The organism is Prevotella sp. HUN102 (genome assembly GCF_000688375.1).
In the GTDB taxonomy this organism is placed as follows: Bacteria; Bacteroidota; Bacteroidia; order Bacteroidales; family Bacteroidaceae; genus Prevotella.
Window position 1 is genome coordinate 390,473 of the sequence record NZ_JIAF01000001.1, and the last position, 19,404, is coordinate 409,876.

General features: G+C 50.4%; 16 protein-coding genes. 1 reads left to right on the plus strand and 15 read right to left on the minus strand.

What is annotated here, in order from left to right; genetic code table 11:
* Nucleotides 1-193 precede the first annotated feature (193 nt).
* From P150_RS0101800 to P150_RS0101855, 12 genes are all read right to left on the minus strand, one after another.
* Entirely contained in the window at nucleotides 194-673 is a 480-nt protein-coding gene (locus tag P150_RS0101800) for an HU family DNA-binding protein (RefSeq protein ID WP_036931979.1), read from the minus strand.
* Between the two features lie 228 nt (nucleotides 674-901).
* A complete protein-coding gene (locus tag P150_RS0101805; protein ID WP_028896232.1) occupies nucleotides 902-1,108 on the minus strand; it encodes a hypothetical protein in 207 nt (68 codons plus the stop codon).
* 19 nt (nucleotides 1,109-1,127) lie between these two features.
* The gene (locus P150_RS0101810) at nucleotides 1,128-4,472 is read right to left on the minus strand and encodes a leucine-rich repeat domain-containing protein (RefSeq protein ID WP_028896233.1); all 3,345 of its coding nucleotides are present in this window, start codon (nucleotides 4,470-4,472) and stop codon (nucleotides 1,128-1,130) included.
* A 600-nt stretch (nucleotides 4,473-5,072) separates the two neighbouring features.
* Nucleotides 5,073-5,861 (minus strand): PRTRC system ThiF family protein, encoded by a 789-nt coding sequence (locus P150_RS0101815; protein ID WP_028896234.1) that lies wholly within the window; start codon nucleotides 5,859-5,861, stop codon nucleotides 5,073-5,075.
* Nucleotides 5,858-6,556 carry a prokaryotic E2 ligase family D protein gene (locus P150_RS0101820; RefSeq protein WP_028896235.1) on the minus strand — a complete coding sequence of 233 codons (699 nt, stop codon included), beginning with the start codon at nucleotides 6,554-6,556 and terminating at the stop codon, nucleotides 5,858-5,860. Before P150_RS0101820 ends, P150_RS0101815 begins: the two co-directional genes overlap by 4 nt.
* A 5-nt stretch (nucleotides 6,557-6,561) precedes the next feature.
* On the minus strand, nucleotides 6,562-7,653 hold the full coding sequence (locus tag P150_RS0101825) for a hypothetical protein (RefSeq protein WP_028896236.1): 1,092 nt from the start codon (nucleotides 7,651-7,653) through the stop codon (nucleotides 6,562-6,564).
* Between the two features lie 38 nt (nucleotides 7,654-7,691).
* A complete protein-coding gene (locus P150_RS0101830; protein WP_028896237.1) occupies nucleotides 7,692-7,913 on the minus strand; it encodes a PRTRC system protein C in 222 nt (73 codons plus the stop codon).
* A 4-nt stretch (nucleotides 7,914-7,917) separates the two neighbouring features.
* On the minus strand, nucleotides 7,918-8,907 hold the full coding sequence (locus tag P150_RS0101835) for a PRTRC system protein E (protein WP_028896238.1): 990 nt from the start codon (nucleotides 8,905-8,907) through the stop codon (nucleotides 7,918-7,920).
* 32 nt (nucleotides 8,908-8,939) lie between these two features.
* Nucleotides 8,940-9,158 carry a hypothetical protein gene (locus P150_RS18170; protein ID WP_036932015.1) on the minus strand — a complete coding sequence of 73 codons (219 nt, stop codon included), beginning with the start codon at nucleotides 9,156-9,158 and terminating at the stop codon, nucleotides 8,940-8,942.
* A 318-nt stretch (nucleotides 9,159-9,476) separates the two neighbouring features.
* Entirely contained in the window at nucleotides 9,477-11,591 is a 2,115-nt protein-coding gene (locus P150_RS0101845; protein WP_028896239.1) for a type IA DNA topoisomerase, read from the minus strand.
* 73 nt (nucleotides 11,592-11,664) lie between these two features.
* Entirely contained in the window at nucleotides 11,665-11,925 is a 261-nt protein-coding gene (locus P150_RS0101850) for a DUF4099 domain-containing protein (protein WP_028896240.1), read from the minus strand.
* Between the two features lie 53 nt (nucleotides 11,926-11,978).
* Nucleotides 11,979-13,760 carry a DUF3945 domain-containing protein gene (locus P150_RS0101855; RefSeq protein ID WP_028896241.1) on the minus strand — a complete coding sequence of 594 codons (1,782 nt, stop codon included), beginning with the start codon at nucleotides 13,758-13,760 and terminating at the stop codon, nucleotides 11,979-11,981.
* A gap of 649 nt (nucleotides 13,761-14,409) precedes the next feature.
* Between P150_RS0101855 and P150_RS0101865 the strand changes: the two genes are divergently transcribed.
* Nucleotides 14,410-15,762, plus strand: a complete 1,353-nt coding sequence (locus P150_RS0101865) for an ATP-binding protein (RefSeq protein ID WP_081819264.1) — start codon at nucleotides 14,410-14,412, stop codon at nucleotides 15,760-15,762.
* A 256-nt stretch (nucleotides 15,763-16,018) separates the two neighbouring features.
* On the opposite strand, the gene P150_RS0101870 is transcribed toward P150_RS0101865, so the two are convergent.
* The 3 genes from P150_RS0101870 to mobC all read right to left on the minus strand — a co-directional run bounded on the left by P150_RS0101870 (nucleotide 16,019) and on the right by mobC (nucleotide 19,401).
* Nucleotides 16,019-16,708, minus strand: a complete 690-nt coding sequence (locus P150_RS0101870; RefSeq protein WP_155952891.1) for a leucine-rich repeat domain-containing protein — start codon at nucleotides 16,706-16,708, stop codon at nucleotides 16,019-16,021.
* 91 nt (nucleotides 16,709-16,799) lie between these two features.
* Nucleotides 16,800-17,213, minus strand: a complete 414-nt coding sequence (locus P150_RS0101875) for a hypothetical protein (RefSeq protein ID WP_231477559.1) — start codon at nucleotides 17,211-17,213, stop codon at nucleotides 16,800-16,802.
* Nucleotides 17,214-17,379: 166 nt separating this feature from the next.
* Complete coding sequence (mobC, locus tag P150_RS0101880; RefSeq protein WP_028896246.1) at nucleotides 17,380-19,401, minus strand: conjugal transfer protein MobC; 2,022 nt, start codon at nucleotides 19,399-19,401, stop codon at nucleotides 17,380-17,382.
* Between the last annotated feature and the right edge of the window lie 3 nt (nucleotides 19,402-19,404).

Sequence of the window (19,404 nt, forward strand, 5' to 3'; positions counted from 1 at the left end):
TTCGCATATTAAATTCTATTAACAAAGGTACAATTTTTCCAAAGACGAGGAACTGACTGACAAGGGTTTACTAATAAAAAATCGAATAATACTCACCTCTCAGCAACCAGTCTTTTTGAAACCAAAGGCGCAAGCCCTGTTTCCCAACAAGCCTTGCGCCATATAAATTAAAGAGTTATAAAATTCAAATGATTTATGGGTTGAGATCTTCTCCACCCTCCGTTGATGATTCGGAATCCTCCGAAGTGACCTTGCCTTTCCATTCCTCCCATTCGATGTCCACGTCGGTCAGGCCACGCACGGCACGGCGACCGCCACCTGTGGCTCTTGTGCCACCGCCACGGAATCGGGTTTCGGGAATGAAGCGCACGCGCACCCCATTGATGAGCGCAGCGGTTACTTCCTTTTCTGTTGCCACACCGTTCTTGTTCGTCGCCGCCGTGAAGTAGAAAGAGCCGATACCATCTAATTTTACCGAGCGGCCCTGCGCCATATAGTCGCCCATTACTCCGCCCAATGCTGTGAGCACGGCACGCACATCGGCGGGGCTTACCGTCGATTCGGCTGCCACGCGCTTGGAAATTTGCTCCGTCGTGATGGCAGAGCCTACGAGAATGGATTTGGGATACCACTTGCCGTTCACTTTCATCTGTACTTTCTTGTAGAATGCCATAGGTTTGATTGTTTTGTGCCAAAAGCGGCTGAAATGTTAACAACGACTAAAGTATAAGTAGTGGGGCACTGAAGTATAAGTAGTGCCCTACTGAAGTAGGACTTGTCGCCATCTCTATCTACACCACTCATCGGCTGGTTAATAATTGTTGCTCAAAAGAGCCGTATTGCCGGAAGCATAAATGCCATGCCCCACCATCAGTGAGGCAGAGCATGGCATCACGCTGTATTAGTCTTCCCAAGCATTGAAGCCCGGTTTTGCCCAGTCGTCCTCCTCGTCGAAGAAACCCTGCTTTGCGCCAATGTCGTCTTCCTGTCCGGCACCTATGCCGTGGTTGGGATCGTTGTCCACACCGATGCTCCAAGTTTCCATCAGGGAGTTTACTTCCAGTTTGACAACCTCCGTGAGAGGTTCCGTATATGTTTTTTTCTTCATTTTGCTTTCTTTCCTATTATTATTTGATGATTACTTTCTTTCCGTTGTGGATATAAACACCTTTTGTGGGCTTTACCTGCACGCCGCTGAGATTGTAGTAAGGCGCGTTGTCGCTGTCCTTGCCTGTTTCGATGATGCCGTCGATGCCCGTAACGGTGCTGTCGTCGTCGAACACGATGCAGAAGCCTTTGGCAGGAGCCGACGCGCTGTTTGCCATTCGGAAATATGCCTTGAAGTATGGGAACGTGGCGCCGTTCTTGAGTTGCACGAATTTGCCCCGACTCTTGCTGAAAGCATAGTATTGATAGCCGGTCTCATTGGTGATTGGCGTATCTTCCACAGCACCTATCATACGGTTGTTGTCTGTCTCGCTATAGCCAAGTGCAGTCAATGCCGACTTATCGTGGGCTTGCGCTTCATCCATTTCGCAATAGGAATTCACCGTAACGGCTTCCTTGCTGCGTATGAGCGCACCAACAAAGGCTGGCACATAGTAGTTGTCCACGCTGTATGCCTTTACGAACGGATTGCTTGTGTCGTAGGCGTGGGTGTAGTCCTTCGGCACATAAGGCTTGATGTCGTTGCTGCCTTGTCCGGAAGGATATTTCACGTCGAACGGGAAGCACACCGTGCCGCCGTAGCTGTTGGTGGTCTGCGGTATCTTGTGGGTGATATTGAGCGTGTGCTTCTCTGTGCCTCCTATGGTCTTGGCTACTTCCCATTTATCCTTATATGCCTGCACTTTGCTTTGTTTCACATAAATATTTTGGTTTTCCTTGAACGGATAACTGTCAGGCTGTTCGAAATCAACAGACCCGAGTGAGCCCGGCGTGTCGCCTACGAAATAAACGTCCTTGATGCTGTTGCCCTTGAAGGAATTCATACCGACATAACTCATATCTGCCAGCGAGACGATGGCTTCCGCCTTGTTGGTCTTTTCGTATGCGAAATCGAGAATGCTGCTGACTGTGTAATCCTTCTCCTGCCAAGTCTTGCCACGCGTGTCGGTATAGTTCGGCTCTTTGGCTGTCTTTTCTATGATAACCGATGTGCGCTCATTATAGAAACTGATGACACCCACGTCGCTCACGGAAGTGGGGAAGAACTCTGTGCCGCGGTCGTAGCCCACTTCTGTTACAAATGAAGGATGCACCTCCTTGAATCTGCTGTTATAAGTATTCACAGTCGCGTCGTTGTCACTGCTCTCATACCATTTCTTGCGTACAAAAATTGTAACATCCCTAAGATTTCTGGATTGGTACATGATGTCGTCTTTCAATTCCGGCACACTTTCCTCTCCCATGAAACTGAGCGATTTCAAGTTGTTGCAAAGGGCAATGGCACGAGTGCCGATGGCGGTTACTGTCTTGGGGAATGTAATATTGGTAATCTTGTTACTACCATAGAAAGCATAAGATTTTATCGTCGCAACGTAAGGAACAAGCGCATACTTGGTGCTGGCCTTACCTGCCGGGAATACTACGAGTTCTGTCTTATCCTTATTGGTCAACATTCCGTCAAGTGAAGAAAAGTTCGTATTGGCCGTATCCACCTTGATGGCGGTTAGGTTCTCGCAGAAATTGAAAATTCCAGTACCTATGGTTGTTACCGAAGCAGGAATATTTATTGTAGTCAAATTAGTATAATTATCAAAAGCCTGCTGTTGGATTTCGGTAACTCCAATTGGCAGACTGATATATTGAATTCCACTGGAGCCAAAAGCACCCTCTCTTATCTCTTTAATCTTTGAAGGTGCCTGAAAAGTTACGGTTTCTAAGGCTTCCGTCTTTAGAAAGGCACCCTTGCCTATCGCCGTTACAGAAGCCGGAATATCCAATTTTTTGAGTTTTAAGTCGTTTGCAAATGCTTGGTCGTCTATTCGTTTCATTTTTGTTGCTGAACCATCGAAGGTGAAACTCTCAAGGTTTGGCATGTTACCAAAAGCCTGATAGGTTATTGCATCAAGTTGTGAGCCATCTGCAATATGTATATCAGATAGTTCGGTATAGTTGAACGCACCCGACCCCAAAGTTGCGAGAGAGGCGGGGAGTGTCATACTGCCATGCAGTTTCGTATTACCAAAGGTTGAGCTACCGATATGCGCAAGACGAGAGTTTGCCCCAAAATCAAGCGTTGAAATAGAACTGAAACGAAAAGCTTGGTCTTCTACCTTAGTAAGTGTTGAAGGAAATTTGATACTTGAAAGTTTGGAAGAATAGAATGCCTTACCTTTAACTGTCTCGGTTCCTTCTAAAATCTGGTAAGAGCCTGTCTTAGCTATTGGGCATAGATAAAGTGTTTTCTTATCCTTGGAATATATGATACCATCATCACTGACATAATTAGGATTATTTGAATCAACAACATATTCCTTTATATTATCGCAGTTAAGGAAAGCTCCGTCTTCTATACTGCTCACTTTAGACCCAATATCAACTTTTTCCAAGCCTCTGGCATAATCAAAAGCCTGCATGGCGATAGTTTCTGTATTACTGAGGTCAATAGACTTTAATACCGTAGACGTATGGCAAAATGCATTACCTTTAATGGTTCTTACCGTAGAAGGAACAACATATTTACCACCCGGAAGCGTACCTGTATAATCCTTTGGAAAAGTAATAAGTTCGGTTCCGTTACGATTCAGAAGTACGCCATCTACATCCTTATAGTTTGGATTGTCGGTATCAACCCGAAAATAAGTACCGACAGCCAAGAAACTGCCGGTAATTCCCGTTTCAATATTGGTAACTGATGAAGGAATTTTTATTTCCTGTACATTACCACATACATTAAAAGCCGTTGGCGCAATGGTTGTAATACTACTTGGTATAGTGACATTACCACTAATACCTGTTGGATAAGCTTGAAGCGTTGTTCCGTCTGCGGAAAGAAGCCAACCTTCGTTATTGTTCTTAAATGTAGTATTTCCATCAACCACCTCGAAGAAAATTAATTTGTTATTTGCCTCAAAACAGTTTGTTCCCATCGTTGTGAACGACTTCGGAAATGTAACCTTGGTCAGATTCTCTGATTTGCCATAACATCCCTTTCCCATTTTAGTGTAACCTTCTGAAAAGGTTATACTGGTAACCCCCTTGGCACATCCCGTGTATTCTTTCGACTCTGTGATGTAGACCTTTTCTTGATTCTTGGGATGTATCACATATGAGGGAACGGTTTTTGGACCAGAACCCTCAATATTACTTACAGCTGCCGTGTTTTTATGACTCACTAAATCCATTGCCGTCACAGTGTAAGTAATGTCATCTACCTTAAAAGTAGTTCCCACAGCTTGGGCGTATGCCCCTGTTGCCGACATTATCATTGCCAACAACAGCATAAAAAATAGTTTTGTTTGTTTCATAAAAATAAAATTCTATTGATTTATAGATTTTTGTTGTATTAAACAGATACAAATATTCCCTTAGACCGATGGCAGAAATCTGGCCAACGGATACGACAAATTAAGAAGAGGAATTCTTTGGAATCCCTTTTCTTAAATGGAGTTGCACGAAAAAACTCGCGCGCGTATGCGAAGATGTTTTTGGGGACGTTACGCCGGTAGCGCCTATGAGAGAGAGAGAGAGAGAGAGAGAGAGAGAGAGAGAGAGAGTAACAAATTATTTGGAACTGCCAAATAATCCGACGACAAATTCACGGCATTTTTCACGCCGTACTCCGCAACAGATACCATACGAGAATCCGCAGAAAAACCTCCGTTTCCCTGCGCCGCGCATACACCTTTATTATATAAGGAAAGATGCCGCTGATAACCGTTATTCTCTAATCCGTTCACTTAGTGATATTTATAATTGGATGCAAAGATAGTTAAAGTTTCCGAAATTTGCAAGAGAAATTTGAAAATCAAGTGGAAATAGTGTGCAAACGATTTACAAATGTTAGATTAGGTGGCTTATAATTTATGGAGAACCCAATTCATTGTATGACTTGGATTCTCCATATTTCAGAGGCTTATCGGATTGACCTTCATCGTGCCGAGATTGAGAAACAGCCCCTGATGGTCTATCATTCCGTTTCGGAACAGTTTCCACAGAATGTCGCATCCCAGATGTGCCAGTATGGAGTTGATGAACAGGTCCTGCTTTTCCAATGCCTCTGCCAGCGAACAGCTCGGCCCGGAATCCTTGTCCTTTACTTCCTTGTAGTCCACATATTGCGTGATGACCTTCAGGGAACCGACTGTCTCATACCGTTCGGACTTCGGCTGCTCTATTTCTTCTGGAATGGTTCCCAGAACAGCCTGCCCCGCAGCCTGGGTGTTTCCGAAGTCAAGCCAGTAGAGCGGTGTGAGATCGTCTATATGGTTTTGGGAAGTGAGTTTTTTGAGGACCTTCCATAAGTCTATCCTTGACCGGACATTGTCCGTGCAGGTAATGAAGATGTTCGAGAGGTCCTCACGGGTCATTTTCTTGGCATCTGAGGGGTATCTGCACGCTTTTGCCCTCCAGTCGTTTCCAAAGAAGTTGTTGATTCGCGTGATAAGGCACTGCGCCTTGTTCAATCCTATTTCCGACTGCCCGAAGAGCTGCCTGCCCATATTGGCGGGACTGACGGTGTCAGGGTCATAAAGGGTGACATACAGTCCGGGATGTCCGAGAGCCTGCAGTGTGGCATCCAGCCGTGCCAGGCAGGTAAGCACCTGCGAACCCGTACCGCCTCCGCCAATCAGCGTAACGGTGACGGGGTGCTGCGGGGTCAGCAGGTATGGGATGGTATAGTGTACTCTTTTCATTTCAGGATATCTTTTAGTTTGAGATTGTCCAGGGGCTTCAGTTCGTCAAGGCAGAACGGCGCGTTCCGTGCCGCCTTCGTAACCAGTACGAGGTTGCTCTTTGTGGGATTGCCACGACTTCCAAGATGTGAGAACTCTGTCAGCCAGAAGATCTTCTCCCAGTATTCGAGCAGGTTTTCGAATGTGGGGTTGGAAGGACGCTTCAGCTCGGCGTTCCCAAGACAGACGCCTGCCCCTGATACATTGAAGAACGGAGCGGCATACAGGGGTGTCCTCTCGGTGGGTATCTTTCCCTTGTAGGCATAGATTCTCATACCGTGCGCCCCTGCATCGTAAATGATGCCCGGCAGATGGTATTCGGCATTCTCGATGCCCAGGTTTCCCTTGAAGAACATCATGTGCTTTTGGGGAGGATTGTACCATACATACCGCTCGCTTCCCATCCTCGTGTCACATGCAAGTAGTCGTGCAGGAATTCTTCCGCATGGCGTGACATGGTAATTCGCTGAGAAATTGTGAACGAGTGATTTCATGAACTCCGTGGTTACGGGACTGCCGCTTTCCATCCTGCCGTCATCGCCGATTCTGCGAAGTTCCAGGAAGTACCTGTCATCCTGTTCCGTCTTATAGACAATCAATGCGGCATGGGGATACATGAGCGTCGTGATTTCCTTTGTAAGTTGATTCATAGACATTGTATTTAATTATTTGCAGTGATGTCGATAAAAGAATCCGCCCATTGGAAAAACCTCTCCGGATAGTCGTCATCCATCGTGAAAGGCTTCTCCGTGTCGGGAGAAAGGGCGAGTGTCTCCGTAGGGACAATGCTGTACGAGTACGGCTCATTATAGTTGTAATCGTTTACCAGAGCCTCGGATATGATGTCGTCCGTGTCATAGACCACCCTGACCTGCGACTGCAACGGCATCGGAAGAAACTCCGGCTCTTCCTCATAGAAAGGATCGTATTGATAATCCATGAGGGCCTTTCGCGGAAACAGGAACTCACATCCCTCCTTCATCGAGTCAAGCAACAGACGCTCGTCTTCATTTTGCGGGACATAACGCTGTAGGGCCCGGACTATGTTCCTGTGGTAGGATTTGCCTTCCACCCGTCGCAGCAGCCTGTGTGCCTTTCCTTCTTGGAAAGAGCGGAGGAACCTGTCCGTTTCCTTCCGCTCTTCCTTTTCATATCCGTTCATTTCAGAGTCCTGAAGGCAGGTAATAATCATTTCGGTGTCATCCGCATGGAGAATGGACTCAATCCTGTTTCCTTCCATCAGCCGGTGAAGAAACGATATGCAGAGCCGTCTGAACGGCGGTCGCAGTTTCTCCACGAACTTGACCGGGAAATAATAAAGGGTGTATTCTCCCCATTTGTGAGTTTTCCACAGGTTGAAATACATCCTGCCCTCCTTGTGCTCGATATTGACATTGACATCGCCGTCAAGCAGGTTTTCCATCTCATAGTACAGATGGCAGATGCTTTCTGTCAATGACGTTCTCCGTCGGTGTACGGCCTTCTTTCCCAGCAGTTCCGCATAGCGGTAAAAAGATTCACGCAGGAAAAGGTAGTTTTCCTGCGTGATGAGATTATAGGTTCTGTCTCCCCATTCCCTGTTCAGGAATCCGGGTGCAATGGGTTTATACCTGACATTCAGAAAAGGATTACAGCACCCGGAGGTGCCGTAATTCTTTCTTGTCTTCCTGTCTGGAATCGGTGGCTTTGCCTCAGCGAATAGACTATGAGCCTCGCGAGTGCGTCTTGCTGATGTATATCCAGAAGTGTACATGATTCACTGTTTTTACGTTCGTTATCATTTTCCATTGCTCATCCTTTTACACCGATGGTCGTCTTGAACTCATACTCGGCTTTGTCATCACTGATGCTTGGGCCGTGTACCGTCGCCGTCGTCAGCTCCGGATAGATGTTGGCATAGTAGCTCATGACCATGTCGGGGCTGTAGCTGCCGTCGGGATCTTTGAGTGTGATGTTCTCACTGCCTTTCCTGAACTTGAATGTTCTCTTCATTCCTTTGATTTCGAGTGCCATAGTCTTATATGATTTGAGATTGTTGAACTGTGTGTCTGTTTAGCATGGAGGTCGGAAAGTCCGGATAGCCGGCATATTCTCCCGGGTCATATCCCTGTTCGGCATAGCGCCGTATGTCTTCCGATGCCTGCGGCTGCATGAACTCTGTCGGTTGCTGCACATAGCCCTGCTGCCTGCTGTCGGGATATGCCTGCTGGCCGTTCACCACGGGCTGGGCATATATAGGATATTGATTCTGCATCGGCTGGCCCTGTGCCGGCTGTTGCGGGTATGCGGGTTGTGGAACCGGCTGTGGGTACGGCTGTTGCTGGACAGGGGGATTCTGCTGCATTGGCATGGCTTGCGGAGCGGGTGCCGGTTGCTGCGGCATTGCCACCTGTTGTACTGCCTGTGGCTGCTGAGCGTCTTGCTGTACCGGCTGTTGCTGTGCCTGTGGAGCGGCCGGCTGTGCATTTTCCACCGTTTCCGGCTCTGCCGACATGTCAAACAGGCTTCCACGGCTGAGTTCCTTCTTCTGTGCCTCGATTTTCTCGTCTATGGACTGCAATTCCTGAGGCTTGGCAAACGTCCTTGCCTGCTTGAGGGCTGCAAGGGCTTCCGAGTGTTTCTTCGCGGCGATAAGCTCGTCTGCCTTTTTGAGGTATTTCTCACATTTCTCGCGCTTTTCCCTTTCTTCCTTGGTCTCCTTGGATTTCGCCTCTTTGGCGGCCTTGCTGTTGGCGGCTGCCTTGTCGGCCTGCCGCTCGAACTCCTTCATATTGGTTATCAGCCCGGCAACCCTCTGCACCGGCTGGCCGATTGCCCTGATGAAATCCGCGTCAAGCTCCTGGGGCTGTCCGCTGACGGTCAATGGCACGATGTGGTTCTGCGCCTCGTCCTTCAGGGAGTTGGACTTTGGCAATACGGATACTGTCAGTCCGTTGTCGGACTTGCGGATGACGAGCGTGAGATCCACCGCTTCCGTCATCATTTGATGGATTGATGTAAAAAACATAATTCTGTAATTTTAGATTGTTAAAAAAGTGTCTAAGCATCACGCTGCTGCCTGAAGTATTCCGCCAGCAGCCTGTTTCTGTCTGGATGCCGGATGATTCTCCTGATAGGGTCAAGCAGTGCGGAGATTGGTACCGGTCCTGTTGTCCGGCCGGATGACATCTCCGCTGTCAGCGCCGGGCTGGCTTCCTCGGCCGGTTGTTTTCTGATGGAGGCTGTACTCCATGTTCCTGTCATGATGTTCTGTTCCATAATCTTATGTTTTAAATTTGAATATTCAGGCTTTGGCAGCCTGTCGTGAACTACGAGGGCCTTGGCGGCAAATGTGCCGCGGTAAGGCAAGGTTTTGCGGAAAAATACCGAAAGCCCGCAGGGCGAGGATGATTTTTTCGCAAACCGTGAGGCCTGACCTTGCCGTCCGAGAGGGCCATTTGCCAACTTTGCCCTGTAGTTCCCGACGGACTGCCGGAGAAGTTTCCGTTTTCTGCTTTCGGTATGGAAGACCTGCTGAAACGAAAAAAGCCGCCCCATCGTGGGACGGCTTCATGAAATCCGCATCTTTTGTCCTGCTCAGGCAACGGGCATGCCACTGCCTCTTTTACCCTTGGTCCTCTTGGGGAATGCAAGGGTTATTTCCTGTCCGCTCCCCAATGAAAGGGTGGCGTCGAACGTCTTCCCGTTCTTTCCTCTCAAGCCTTTTATCACTCCGGTCTCTCCCTTTGTCAGAAGCTCTGTCATCTGAAAGTCGGTCAGTTCCTTATTCAGGAACTTCCTGAACAGGACAAAGCCGCACTCCCCACAGTCGCACTTGGCGGCCTTGCCGCGGATGGCGACATTGCCCTTCCGGCATCTGGGGCACGGAAAGGTCTTTTCCCTTATCGCGGGAAAGCGGATGCCGAGTACGTCCCGGGTAATCTGACGGGTATAGTCGCCGATCTCCCGCATGAAGCTTTCCCCTGTCAGGGTGCGCCGCTCTATCTGCAGGAGTTTCTTCTCCCACGTCCCGGTCAGCTCCGCATCCGCCACGCGCATGTCCCTGACGGCATTGTAAAGGAACATACCCTTTTCCGTGGGGATGATATTCTTCTCCGAGCGTGAGACATAGCCCCGCCTGATGAGTGTCTCAATGATGGACGCCCTCGTCGCGGGCGTGCCTATGCCGAGCTCCCTGATGGCTTCCCTTGCCTCCCCGTCGGCGATGTCCTTTCCGCAGGCTTCCATGGCGGCAAGCAGCGTCGCCTCGGTATGGAGCGGTTTCGGAAGGGTCTTTCCCCGGACGATTCCACTGCCTGAGACAGGAATCCTCTCCCCGGACCGGAAGACTGCCGTTCCGTCATTGGGCTCCGTTTCTCCATCCGTGCGGTCTTCCGCTTTTGAAAAGACACCGCGCCAGCCGGGATTCAACACCACGGAGGTGCATGAGCGGAAAACAAGCCCGGCACATTCCGCCTCCATCAAGAGATTCTCTCTCCTGCACGGAGGAGAGAAGGCCTCCAGCATGCGTCCCGCTATCATCATGTAGACCGTCAGTTCTTCCCCGGTAAGGTCCACGGGTGTGACACCCGTGGTGATGAGCGCATGGTGGTCGGTCATCTTCGTGTCGTCCACGCAGCGCATGTTGAGTTCCGTCAGGTCGAAGGACTTCCCGTATTCCCTGAATTCCTTTTTCCTGATGATTTTCCCCAGCAGGGTGGGAATTTCCGCCATGACATCCTGCGGAATATGGCGGCTTCCCGTCCTCGGATAGGAAATAATCTTGCGTTCATAGAGTGACTGGGCAATTTCCAGCGTCTTCTCCGCGGTAAAGCCGTGCAGGGCATTGCAGTCCTTCTGCAATGCGGTGAGGTCATAAGGCAGCGGAGGCGCCTGCTCTGCCGGCTGCCGCTCAATTCTTGTAATGGTGGCAACCGTACCTCCACAGATTCGGGAATATGCCCGCTCTGCCGCCTGCCTGTCCCTGATTTTTTCAGTATGACGGAAAATGCGGTGGTCTCCATCCTTTTTCAGCGTGACATGCAGCATCCAGTAAGGCGTGGGGACAAACTCCCTGTTTTCCCTGTACCGTGAGCATATCATGGCAAGCGTGGGTGTCTGCACGCGTCCGATGGAATTGTTTGCCGTCCCTGAGACGGCTCCGAGCGCACGGCTGGCGTTCATGCCGACGAGCCAGTCGGCCTTGGCGCGGCAGAAGGCGGCATCATACAGGCTGTCGTATTCGTGTCCGTCCCTGAGACGGGCAAGCCCGCCGCGTATCGCCTCGTCGGTGAGCGAGGAAATCCAGAGCCGCCTGAAAGGCTTGCCGGGCTTCAGGTAATCATAAATAAGTCTGAAGATGAGCTCACCCTCACGTCCGGCATCCGTGGCGACGATGATGCTCTCACACCTGCCGAACACTTTTTCTATGATTCTCAGCTGCTTGGCGGCAGCCAGGTCGGTGATCATCCCCCTGTCGGTCCTGACCTGCCTGACGGCCAGCCGGAAATCATCCGGCACGACGGGCAGTTCCTGTTTCCCGTCCCCCGTATGGCCGTATGCCTCGGGCATTGCCAGGGAGATGAGATGCCCCAACGCCCATGTGACGGCATATCCGTTCCCTTCCCTGTATCCTTCCTTCTTTCTTGCTGCTCCGACCACGCGGGCGATGTCCTGTCCCACGCTCGGTTTCTCTGCGATGATGGCTATCATAGTCGAATATGAAATTAGGACCGTTCCCCACTGTTCGCACGGAAGGGGAAACGGTCGGTTGAACATGGTCTGTCTACGCTATCCTGGCATTCTTCACGCCGTTGACCTCAAGCAGCGGCGCACCGTCCTTCCTTACCAGCCGGAGCGTGGCGTCCATGACCACGTCAACGCCGAACAGCACGAGGCTGAGCGTGACGACGCCGGTCTGCTCGCCGCTGAGGAGCGTGTCGAGCTCACCCTGCTTTTTTATGTCTTCCTTTCTTATGCCTATGACTGCGAGTTCCCTCCAGTCCACTTCTTCCACCTTGAATGGTATGTTGATTTTCTTTTCCATAATCTTGACTGATTTTTTGTGTCCTAACTTACATTTTGTTCAGGGGAGGGCCGTCATGAGACTTTCTTTCCCCTTGACTTCTTGGGCTCTTTCTTCTGCTCCTGTGCCTTCTTCTGCGCCTCCGCCACCACATTGCGCTGGGAGGCGTTCTTGTTGCGGTCCGGATTCTCGTTGTAGTAGTCGAGCTTGCCCTGGTAGGGATTCACCTTGACGTACTGCGCGAAGGTCTTTCCGTCAAATCCTTTCATACCCTCTACCAGCACGGCCTTGCCGTCCTGCAGCCCCGCCCTCTGGGTGGCGGAGAGGGTGACGCCCCATATTTCTGCCGGGATCTTGAAGTTCTCACGCTGCTCGAAGCCGTCGGGCGTGCGCGAGTAGCTGAGACGGCCCGTCTCCAGGTCTGCCTTGATGAAGGATGAGAATTCCTCGCCCTTGCGGGTGACCATGTCCTTGAGGAAGATGACCTTGCCCTCACGCAGGTCCTGGCGGTCCTCCGCGGTGAGCGGAACGCCGTTGATCTCCTTGGGGATGTAGATTTCCCTGTCGCCCTCCGGAGAGTCGGGGTTGTATCTCGTATAGGCGGGACGCCCGCTCGCCTCGTCGAGCTTGACGAATGCCGAGAAATACTCGCCGTCGGTGCGCTTCATGTCCTCCACGAAGATGGCTTTCCCGGCATTCAGGTCCGCCACCTGCTGGTCGGTGAGCTTCACGCCTCCGAGTTCCTGGCGGTTGAACAGGCGGTCGTTCTCGAAGATGTATTCTATGCCCCTCCGTTCCGCGCTGAACTGGATATAGGCGTTGAACTCCTTGCCGGAATTGGCCGTCATGCCCTCGATGTAGACGGCCTTGCCCTCCTTCAGGTCGTTCTTCTCCTGCTCGGTGAGTTTCACCTTCTTGATTTCATCGGGAATGTAGGCATTCTCGGCCTTCATCGCCACCACCTCGTTGGTGAGCCTGTCAAGGCTGATGAAGGAGGGGACGTATTCCCCGTTGCGGGTCTTGAGCTCCACCACGCGTCCCATGTTGCCCTTTTCAAGCAGGTTCTCCTTGTCCTCTTCCGAGAAGATGTGCCCGAAGAAGGGGCGGTCGAGGTCGGGTTTGGCGCGTATGCCGTGTATTCCGAGCACGACGGGGCCGTTGGCGGACTGCTGGAACGAGAGGCGGGCATCGGCACGTAGCACGGCAGCCCCGAAATTCATGGAGATGGAGACTGTCTTGCTGGTCTTATAGCTTTTGAGCATCTGCTCCAGCAGCCCCCTCTCCTGCAGGTACTCGCGCGAGAGGCCGAAGTTCTTGAGCTCCTCCCAGTTGATCATCGATTCGTTGTAGCGCAGCGGGGATGCCGTAGTGGCGGCCGCTGTCTGCGCCTGTGTCTGTGGTTCTGGATTTTTCTTTGCCATTTCTTCTTCTGTTTTTGGTTTTGTACTTTGTTCCTTTTCCTTGTTTTTTGGGGTTACCTCGTATTTCTTCAGGAAATCTTCCACGGCATCGGTCTTCCGGCCGTTGGCAAGGTCCTCTATGGCCTGCCGGACTTCCGGCTTTTTCAGGTGCCTGTCCCTGACGGAGAGGATGCCGAAGCGTGCCGGGTCCCTGACCTGGCTCCAGAAGTTCTTGAAGAAATTCTCGAAGATGTCCGCATAACGGTCCACTTTCAGAAAGGAGTTCCCGTGTTTCGCGTCGGCGGGTACGGTCTCATACCTGCCGTTCCTGTCGAGTTTTGAGACTGCCCGGAGTATAAGTTCCATCTTGTCGAGTATGAACACGATGTCACTCAACTGCTCGTTCTCCGTTACCGGTTTTGAGGGTGTTTCCGCCCTGATGCTTTGCTTTGCCATACTTGTTGCTTTTATTGGTTGATAAATAATGGATGTCGCTGCAAATATACACCTTTATGCCGTATAAAATACTGGTTTACAAACAGATGGCTATCCGTGTCATCGTATGTCATTGCGTTGCATTGGCAACATTGGGGAACATGGGGAAAGAAGAATGGAAAGGAAAGGGAAAGGGGAATGAAAAGGCAGGGAGAAGAACTGGAAAATATGCAGATTTGCGAGGTGGGCCGCTTTTGTCCCCCTTCATTCGGCTTGTAGGGACAGGAGCGGGCTTCGTTGGCTGATGACAGTGTTTCCTGAATGGTTGGGGAGATAGTGAAATGAGCATAACATATCCCCTATGTGTTTTTCCTTGACCGTTCTATGCGTCATCGGTCGGCTACGCCTGCTATGTCCCGACAAGACAATCAACTCGGAAGAGTGGTATCGGAGCGTTTTTTTCGGTAAAAAATCCCGCAGGGCATTTTTTGCCGAAAAACCCTTGTGGCCCCGAATGCTCCGATACCACTTTCCGGGTTATCTTTAAAAAGGGACATGGCTGGCGAAGCCGGCAAGGTGTTTTTTCAAAAACGTGATATTTTTCTTGCTTTATTCCTCAAAAACGTGTATATTTGCACATAATTGAATCTCAAAAACGTGATAAATGCTTATGATGAAGCGTAAGATATACCAGACTCTCCTTGAATGGAAGGACAGGAGACAGGGTGAGACGGCACTGATGATAGAAGGTGCGCGCCGTGTGGGGAAAAGCTATATCGTCGAGGAATTTGCAAGAAGGGAATATGAATCGTACATCATCGTCGATTTCAACCATATAGATGCGGAGACGATGGACATATTCGAGCAGTACCTCCCGCAGCTTGACCGGTTTTTCCAACTGCTTCAGCTGAAGACGGGCGTCAGGCTGACGGAGCGCAGGTCGCTCATCGTCTTTGACGAGGTGCAGCTCTATCCCAAGGCGCGCGCCGCCATCAAGTACCTTGTCAAGGACGGCCGCTATGACTACATAGAGACCGGCTCGCTGGTGAGTATCAGGAAGAACTCAAAGGGGATTGTCATACCCAGCGAGGAACACACCGTACAGATGCACCCGATGGACTTCGAGGAGTTCCTGTGGGCAATGGGCGAGGAAATGCTGGCGCCATACATAAGGGATTGCTTTGAGAGGAAAGCCCCGATGGGGCCCATCCACCGCAAGGCGATGGAATGGCTGCGTCTGTACATGATTGTGGGGGGAATGCCGCAGGCGGTGGCAAAGTATGCCGCTACAAAGGATTTCGACTCGGTGGACGAGACCAAGCGCGACATACTGACGCTTTACCGGAACGACATTCACCAGTATGCCGACAATGACGAGATAAAGGTGGTGTCCATCTTTGACGGGATTCCGGGACAGCTGCAGCGGCATGAGAAGAAGTTCAGGCTTTCCTCCATATCCACGTCCGCGCGCATGAGGGAATACGAGTCGGCGTTCGTGTGGCTGAGCGAGGCAAAGATCGTGAACTGCTGCTTCAACACCACCGAGCCGAGCATCGGCCTGCGGCTCAACGACGAGCGCACCACGCTCAAGTGCTACATGGCGGACACGGGGCTTCTCGTCAGCCACGCCTTTGACGAGCGCGGCATCGTAGCACAGGAGATATACACCAAACTGCTGCTGGGCAAGCTTGAAATCAACAGGGGCATGCTCGTTGAAAATTTAGTTGCACAGATGCTCCGTTCAAGCGGGCACAACCTGTATTTCTTCTCGCAGTCGGACAATGAGAATGCGGAGAACCGCATGGAGATAGATTTTCTCATAGCCAAGTCAAGGATTACAAGCAAGCACAACATTTCCCCCATAGAGGTGAAGTCGGGCAAGGGCTATACGCTGACCTCCCTGCGCAAGTGCATGAGGAAATACGGCAATTACCTTGCCACTCCCTATGTTCTCCATGACGGCGACATTAAAGCGGAAGACGGCATCGTCTACCTTCCTCTATATATGACAGGCTTGCTTTAATCGAAGCGAGAATCATATAGGAGTCTGTAATTGCAATGACACTGATAATAGACAATAAAGCAGTATCTGATTTCTATTGCATTATCATTGTTGAGTGATGCACAAGAATCTACATGAAAAAGGAGAGATGTCTAACCTGTAGTCAATCAAGTTTTAACCTCTCTCACTTTGGAGGAGTGTCCGAAAGTGGCGGAAACCAGTCTATCCCCTCTCGTTTGTGTGAGAGGGCGATTATGGACTTTCGGATGATGCCCCTCTACTCTCCGGGATAGTCTTCATTATTCCATCTCCATTGCTCTACTTTCCAGCCTTTCTTTTTAAGTTCAGTCACCTGAGTCGGTGTAAGTTTCTGCGTGTCGCCTTCTTTCGTGTTCTTGAACATGAGTGTACCATTCCCGACTTTAGGCAGTTTCACGCTTTCATAGGTGAGCCTGTTCTTAAAACAAGTAACGGCTTTCAACCGCGTACAAGCACTTGCGTTGAGCAAAGTCAGTTGGTTGGCGGAACAATCCAAATACTCCAACTGCACACAGCCATTTACGTTCAGGGAAGTCAGCAGATTATATCCGCACCTCAAGGTCTTTAGGTGTTTGTTTCCTCTTACGTCCAAGCGGGTCAATTTTATTCCGTAGCATTCAAGATGTGTAACCCTCCCCGTAATCGTGATGGTTTGGGTCACTACCCTATACGTTCTAAGAGACATATGCTCCCATTCACGCCTTACCTCAGTAGCACCCTTTACCAAAGGTTCATCGTCTTTGGCAAAAAGAAACTGAATCTCTTCGCCCACCGGTGCAGCAGTGGTCATCACCATGCCATCCGGAACGGGCGGTGCCTCGTCTTTATCATCATTCGAACAGGCTGCCAGCATCAAGTTTATTGTCATCACCATAGCAAGGGTGTAAACTGTTTGTGCAAAGTTTGTGCAAAATCTTGTTACCTTCATAGTTTGCTCGCTTAAGAATTTTTTCTACTATTGCAGAAACAACAATAGTGTTGTCTTTGCGAAGTGATTATTGTAAGTTATCAACAACATTTTATCTCCAGAAAGCCCTGATGATTCTGAATACAGCCCATAACAGCGTAAAAGGCGCAATGAAGAAGCCGACGATGGTGAACAAGGCCAACTTGAATATATAATATGCCGTCCACTGCCCGTCTGTCCCTGCCATCATCTTATATGGCATGATATCCTCTACGAACATGTAGCCTGCCCATACAGCCATCAGCAGATAGCCTGTCATCCACTGCCTGTCGGGAGATTCCTTGGTTGACAGGAAATTAAGTTTGTAGCCAATGACAAACAAGACTATGAGAAATGCGAGGTTGAGGATGCTCCGGTGAATCTCGTTCCGCTTTCTTCTCTGATAGCATGACTTGCAGAGGATGGGGCGATATTGGGATGCACATTCCGTACACAGCCCCTTGCCACAATCTACACATCGTGCCACAGCTGGTTCGTGTGGATGATTGAAACAATTCATGAGCAATTACATTTTATTATTTTGCGAAAATACAATTTTTTTTTGATAACAAGCAAGGAGCCCTATCATTATTTATAGGTATTTATACTGATTTTCCCGTATCATCCCATCTGCCATTCAATTGTAAGAGCCGTCATTCTTCCTGTTTGTCCTCCTTGGGAATCAGGTGAGCCAAGTCCGGATCGTTCTTGATACGCTCCATTTCATCCTCTATTATCCTCAGCACATCTTTCTTGATTCTGCTGTAATTGCGTTCTATCTGCTGCTGCATGATGTCATTCCCGTCTTCATCCCTGAACTCATTAATAACCGGAATCTTCCTGTATGCCCTCATCTCATCGGAAACCTTTTGGGTATCCACGATAATTCTGGAGTGGAATATCTTCTGGTCTATCTCCTCACCGAAATTGTCGGCCACACTGCCGACGAACGTTCCCTGTGAGAGGTTTGCTATCTTGGAGGCCGGAATAAGGGAGTCAAGCTGCGTGTTGATGGATGTTGACGTATCCTGCCGGTTGATGGAAAGCGACTGCCGTTGCTGGAGGATTTTGCCAAAGCGTTCGGAAAGGTTCTTGGCGGTTTCTCCCACCACCTGCCCGCTGAACACATTGCCTACCGTGTTCTGTATGACCTTCGCCTCCTTGTCCCCATAGTCCCTTGCCAGCTGCGAGAAGTCCTGAAAGCCCAAGCACACCGCCACCTTGTTGCTTCGTGCCGTGGCTATCAGATTGTCTATGCCCCTGAAGTAGATGGTGGGAAGCTCGTCTATGATGATGGAGCTCTTCAGCTGTCCTTTCTTGTTCACGAGCTTCACGATCCTGCTGTTGTACAGCCCCAGCGCCGCGGAGTAGATGTTCTGGCGGTCGGGATTGTTGCCCACGCACAGGACTTTCGGATGTTCGGGATTGTTCAGGTCAAGCGTGAAGTCGTCTCCCGTCATCACCCAGTAGAGCTGCGGCGAAATCATACGGGAAAGCGGAATCTTTGCCGATGCTATCTGTCCCTGCAGCTGGTCCTGCGCGCCGCCCTGCCATGCGTCCATAAACGGGGAGAGGTAGTTCTCCAACGAGGGATAGGAGGTGAGAATCGTGAAGATGTCGGCATACGGCTTGTTGAGGAACTCGATGGCGTGGGGGAAGGTGCAGTATTCCCCGTCCCTGTATATCCTCAGATACCAGATGATGGCCGCCAGCAGGATAATCGGCGACTCCACGAAAAAATCTCCCTGTTTCTGTATCCATGTCTTGTTCAGGTTGAGCATGATGGTATATGCCGACTCATAGGCGTCGCTGATGTCCGACATGAACCTGGGATTGATGGGATTGCAGCGGTGCGATCGTCTCGGGTCGTCGAAGTTGATGACGTAGAACTCAGGCCTTACCCTGTATTTGTCCGTGTTCCTAAGCAACTCGTTATAGGCGATGACCGAGAGGTCGTCGAACTTATAGTCGTAGATATACACGGCAAATCCCTTGGATATCTGCTGCCTGATGAAGCTGTTCACCACCGCATAGCTCTTTCCCGAACCCGGCGTGCCGAGCACGATGGTGGCGCGGAACGGGTTTACCACATTGATCCAGCCGTCCCACTCCCGGCCCTGAAAGACGAAGCGTGTCGGCAGGTTTACGGAGTATTCGTTCTCCATGAGGCGCGTTTCCTGCATGAAACTCTCGTTGGCAGTGTTGAACACGTCTTCCATCAGGTTATGCCTGAACATGCGGCTGATCCAGACGCCCGCCATCAGCAGGAGAATGTATCCGGCCGACAGAACGGAGGCATACAGTGCCATGACGGTAACGGCAGGCAGCGGCAGGTCAAGCAGCCACCAGTTCATGAAGAACAGCACGAGGCCCGGAAGAAAGACGGCGTATATCCTCTCCCAAGTCATCTCCCGGTTCTTCACACCTTTGGTCCCCAGGCAGGACAGGGCGAGGAATATCAGGGCGAACACCTTCGTAAGGAGCAGGCTCCTGAACAGCCCTGCGGTCCGCTGGAAATTCATCAGTATCCTGTCAAAGATGCCGAACTGAACGTTCAGTTCCACAAAAGCCTGATAGCAGTACCAGTAAATGTGAATCACTACGAATATAATAGAGATGGCACGCATGAACTCCATGACCTTTGCCAATCCCCGTAAGTCATCTTCCTGTTGCATGGT

Coding starts and splice junctions, on each gene's coding strand:
- P150_RS0101820 (WP_028896235.1), bottom strand. CDS start 6,556: ATGTCTATGAATCAACTTACAAAGGAAATCACGACGCTCATGTATCCC.
- P150_RS0101825 (WP_028896236.1), bottom strand. CDS start 7,653: ATGTACACTTCTGGATATACATCAGCAAGACGCACTCGCGAGGCTCAT.
- P150_RS0101805 (WP_028896232.1), bottom strand. CDS start 1,108: ATGAAGAAAAAAACATATACGGAACCTCTCACGGAGGTTGTCAAACTG.
- P150_RS0101870 (WP_155952891.1), bottom strand. CDS start 16,708: ATGAAGGTAACAAGATTTTGCACAAACTTTGCACAAACAGTTTACACC.
- P150_RS0101865 (WP_081819264.1), top strand. CDS start 14,410: ATGATGAAGCGTAAGATATACCAGACTCTCCTTGAATGGAAGGACAGG.
- P150_RS0101855 (WP_028896241.1), bottom strand. CDS start 13,760: ATGGCAAAGCAAAGCATCAGGGCGGAAACACCCTCAAAACCGGTAACG.
- P150_RS0101815 (WP_028896234.1), bottom strand. CDS start 5,861: ATGAAAAGAGTACACTATACCATCCCATACCTGCTGACCCCGCAGCAC.
- P150_RS0101800 (WP_036931979.1), bottom strand. CDS start 673: ATGGCATTCTACAAGAAAGTACAGATGAAAGTGAACGGCAAGTGGTAT.
- P150_RS0101845 (WP_028896239.1), bottom strand. CDS start 11,591: ATGATAGCCATCATCGCAGAGAAACCGAGCGTGGGACAGGACATCGCC.
- P150_RS0101850 (WP_028896240.1), bottom strand. CDS start 11,925: ATGGAAAAGAAAATCAACATACCATTCAAGGTGGAAGAAGTGGACTGG.
- P150_RS0101810 (WP_028896233.1), bottom strand. CDS start 4,472: ATGAAACAAACAAAACTATTTTTTATGCTGTTGTTGGCAATGATAATG.
- P150_RS0101835 (WP_028896238.1), bottom strand. CDS start 8,907: ATGTTTTTTACATCAATCCATCAAATGATGACGGAAGCGGTGGATCTC.
- P150_RS0101830 (WP_028896237.1), bottom strand. CDS start 7,913: ATGGCACTCGAAATCAAAGGAATGAAGAGAACATTCAAGTTCAGGAAA.
- mobC (WP_028896246.1), bottom strand. CDS start 19,401: ATGCAACAGGAAGATGACTTACGGGGATTGGCAAAGGTCATGGAGTTC.
- P150_RS18170 (WP_036932015.1), bottom strand. CDS start 9,158: ATGGAACAGAACATCATGACAGGAACATGGAGTACAGCCTCCATCAGA.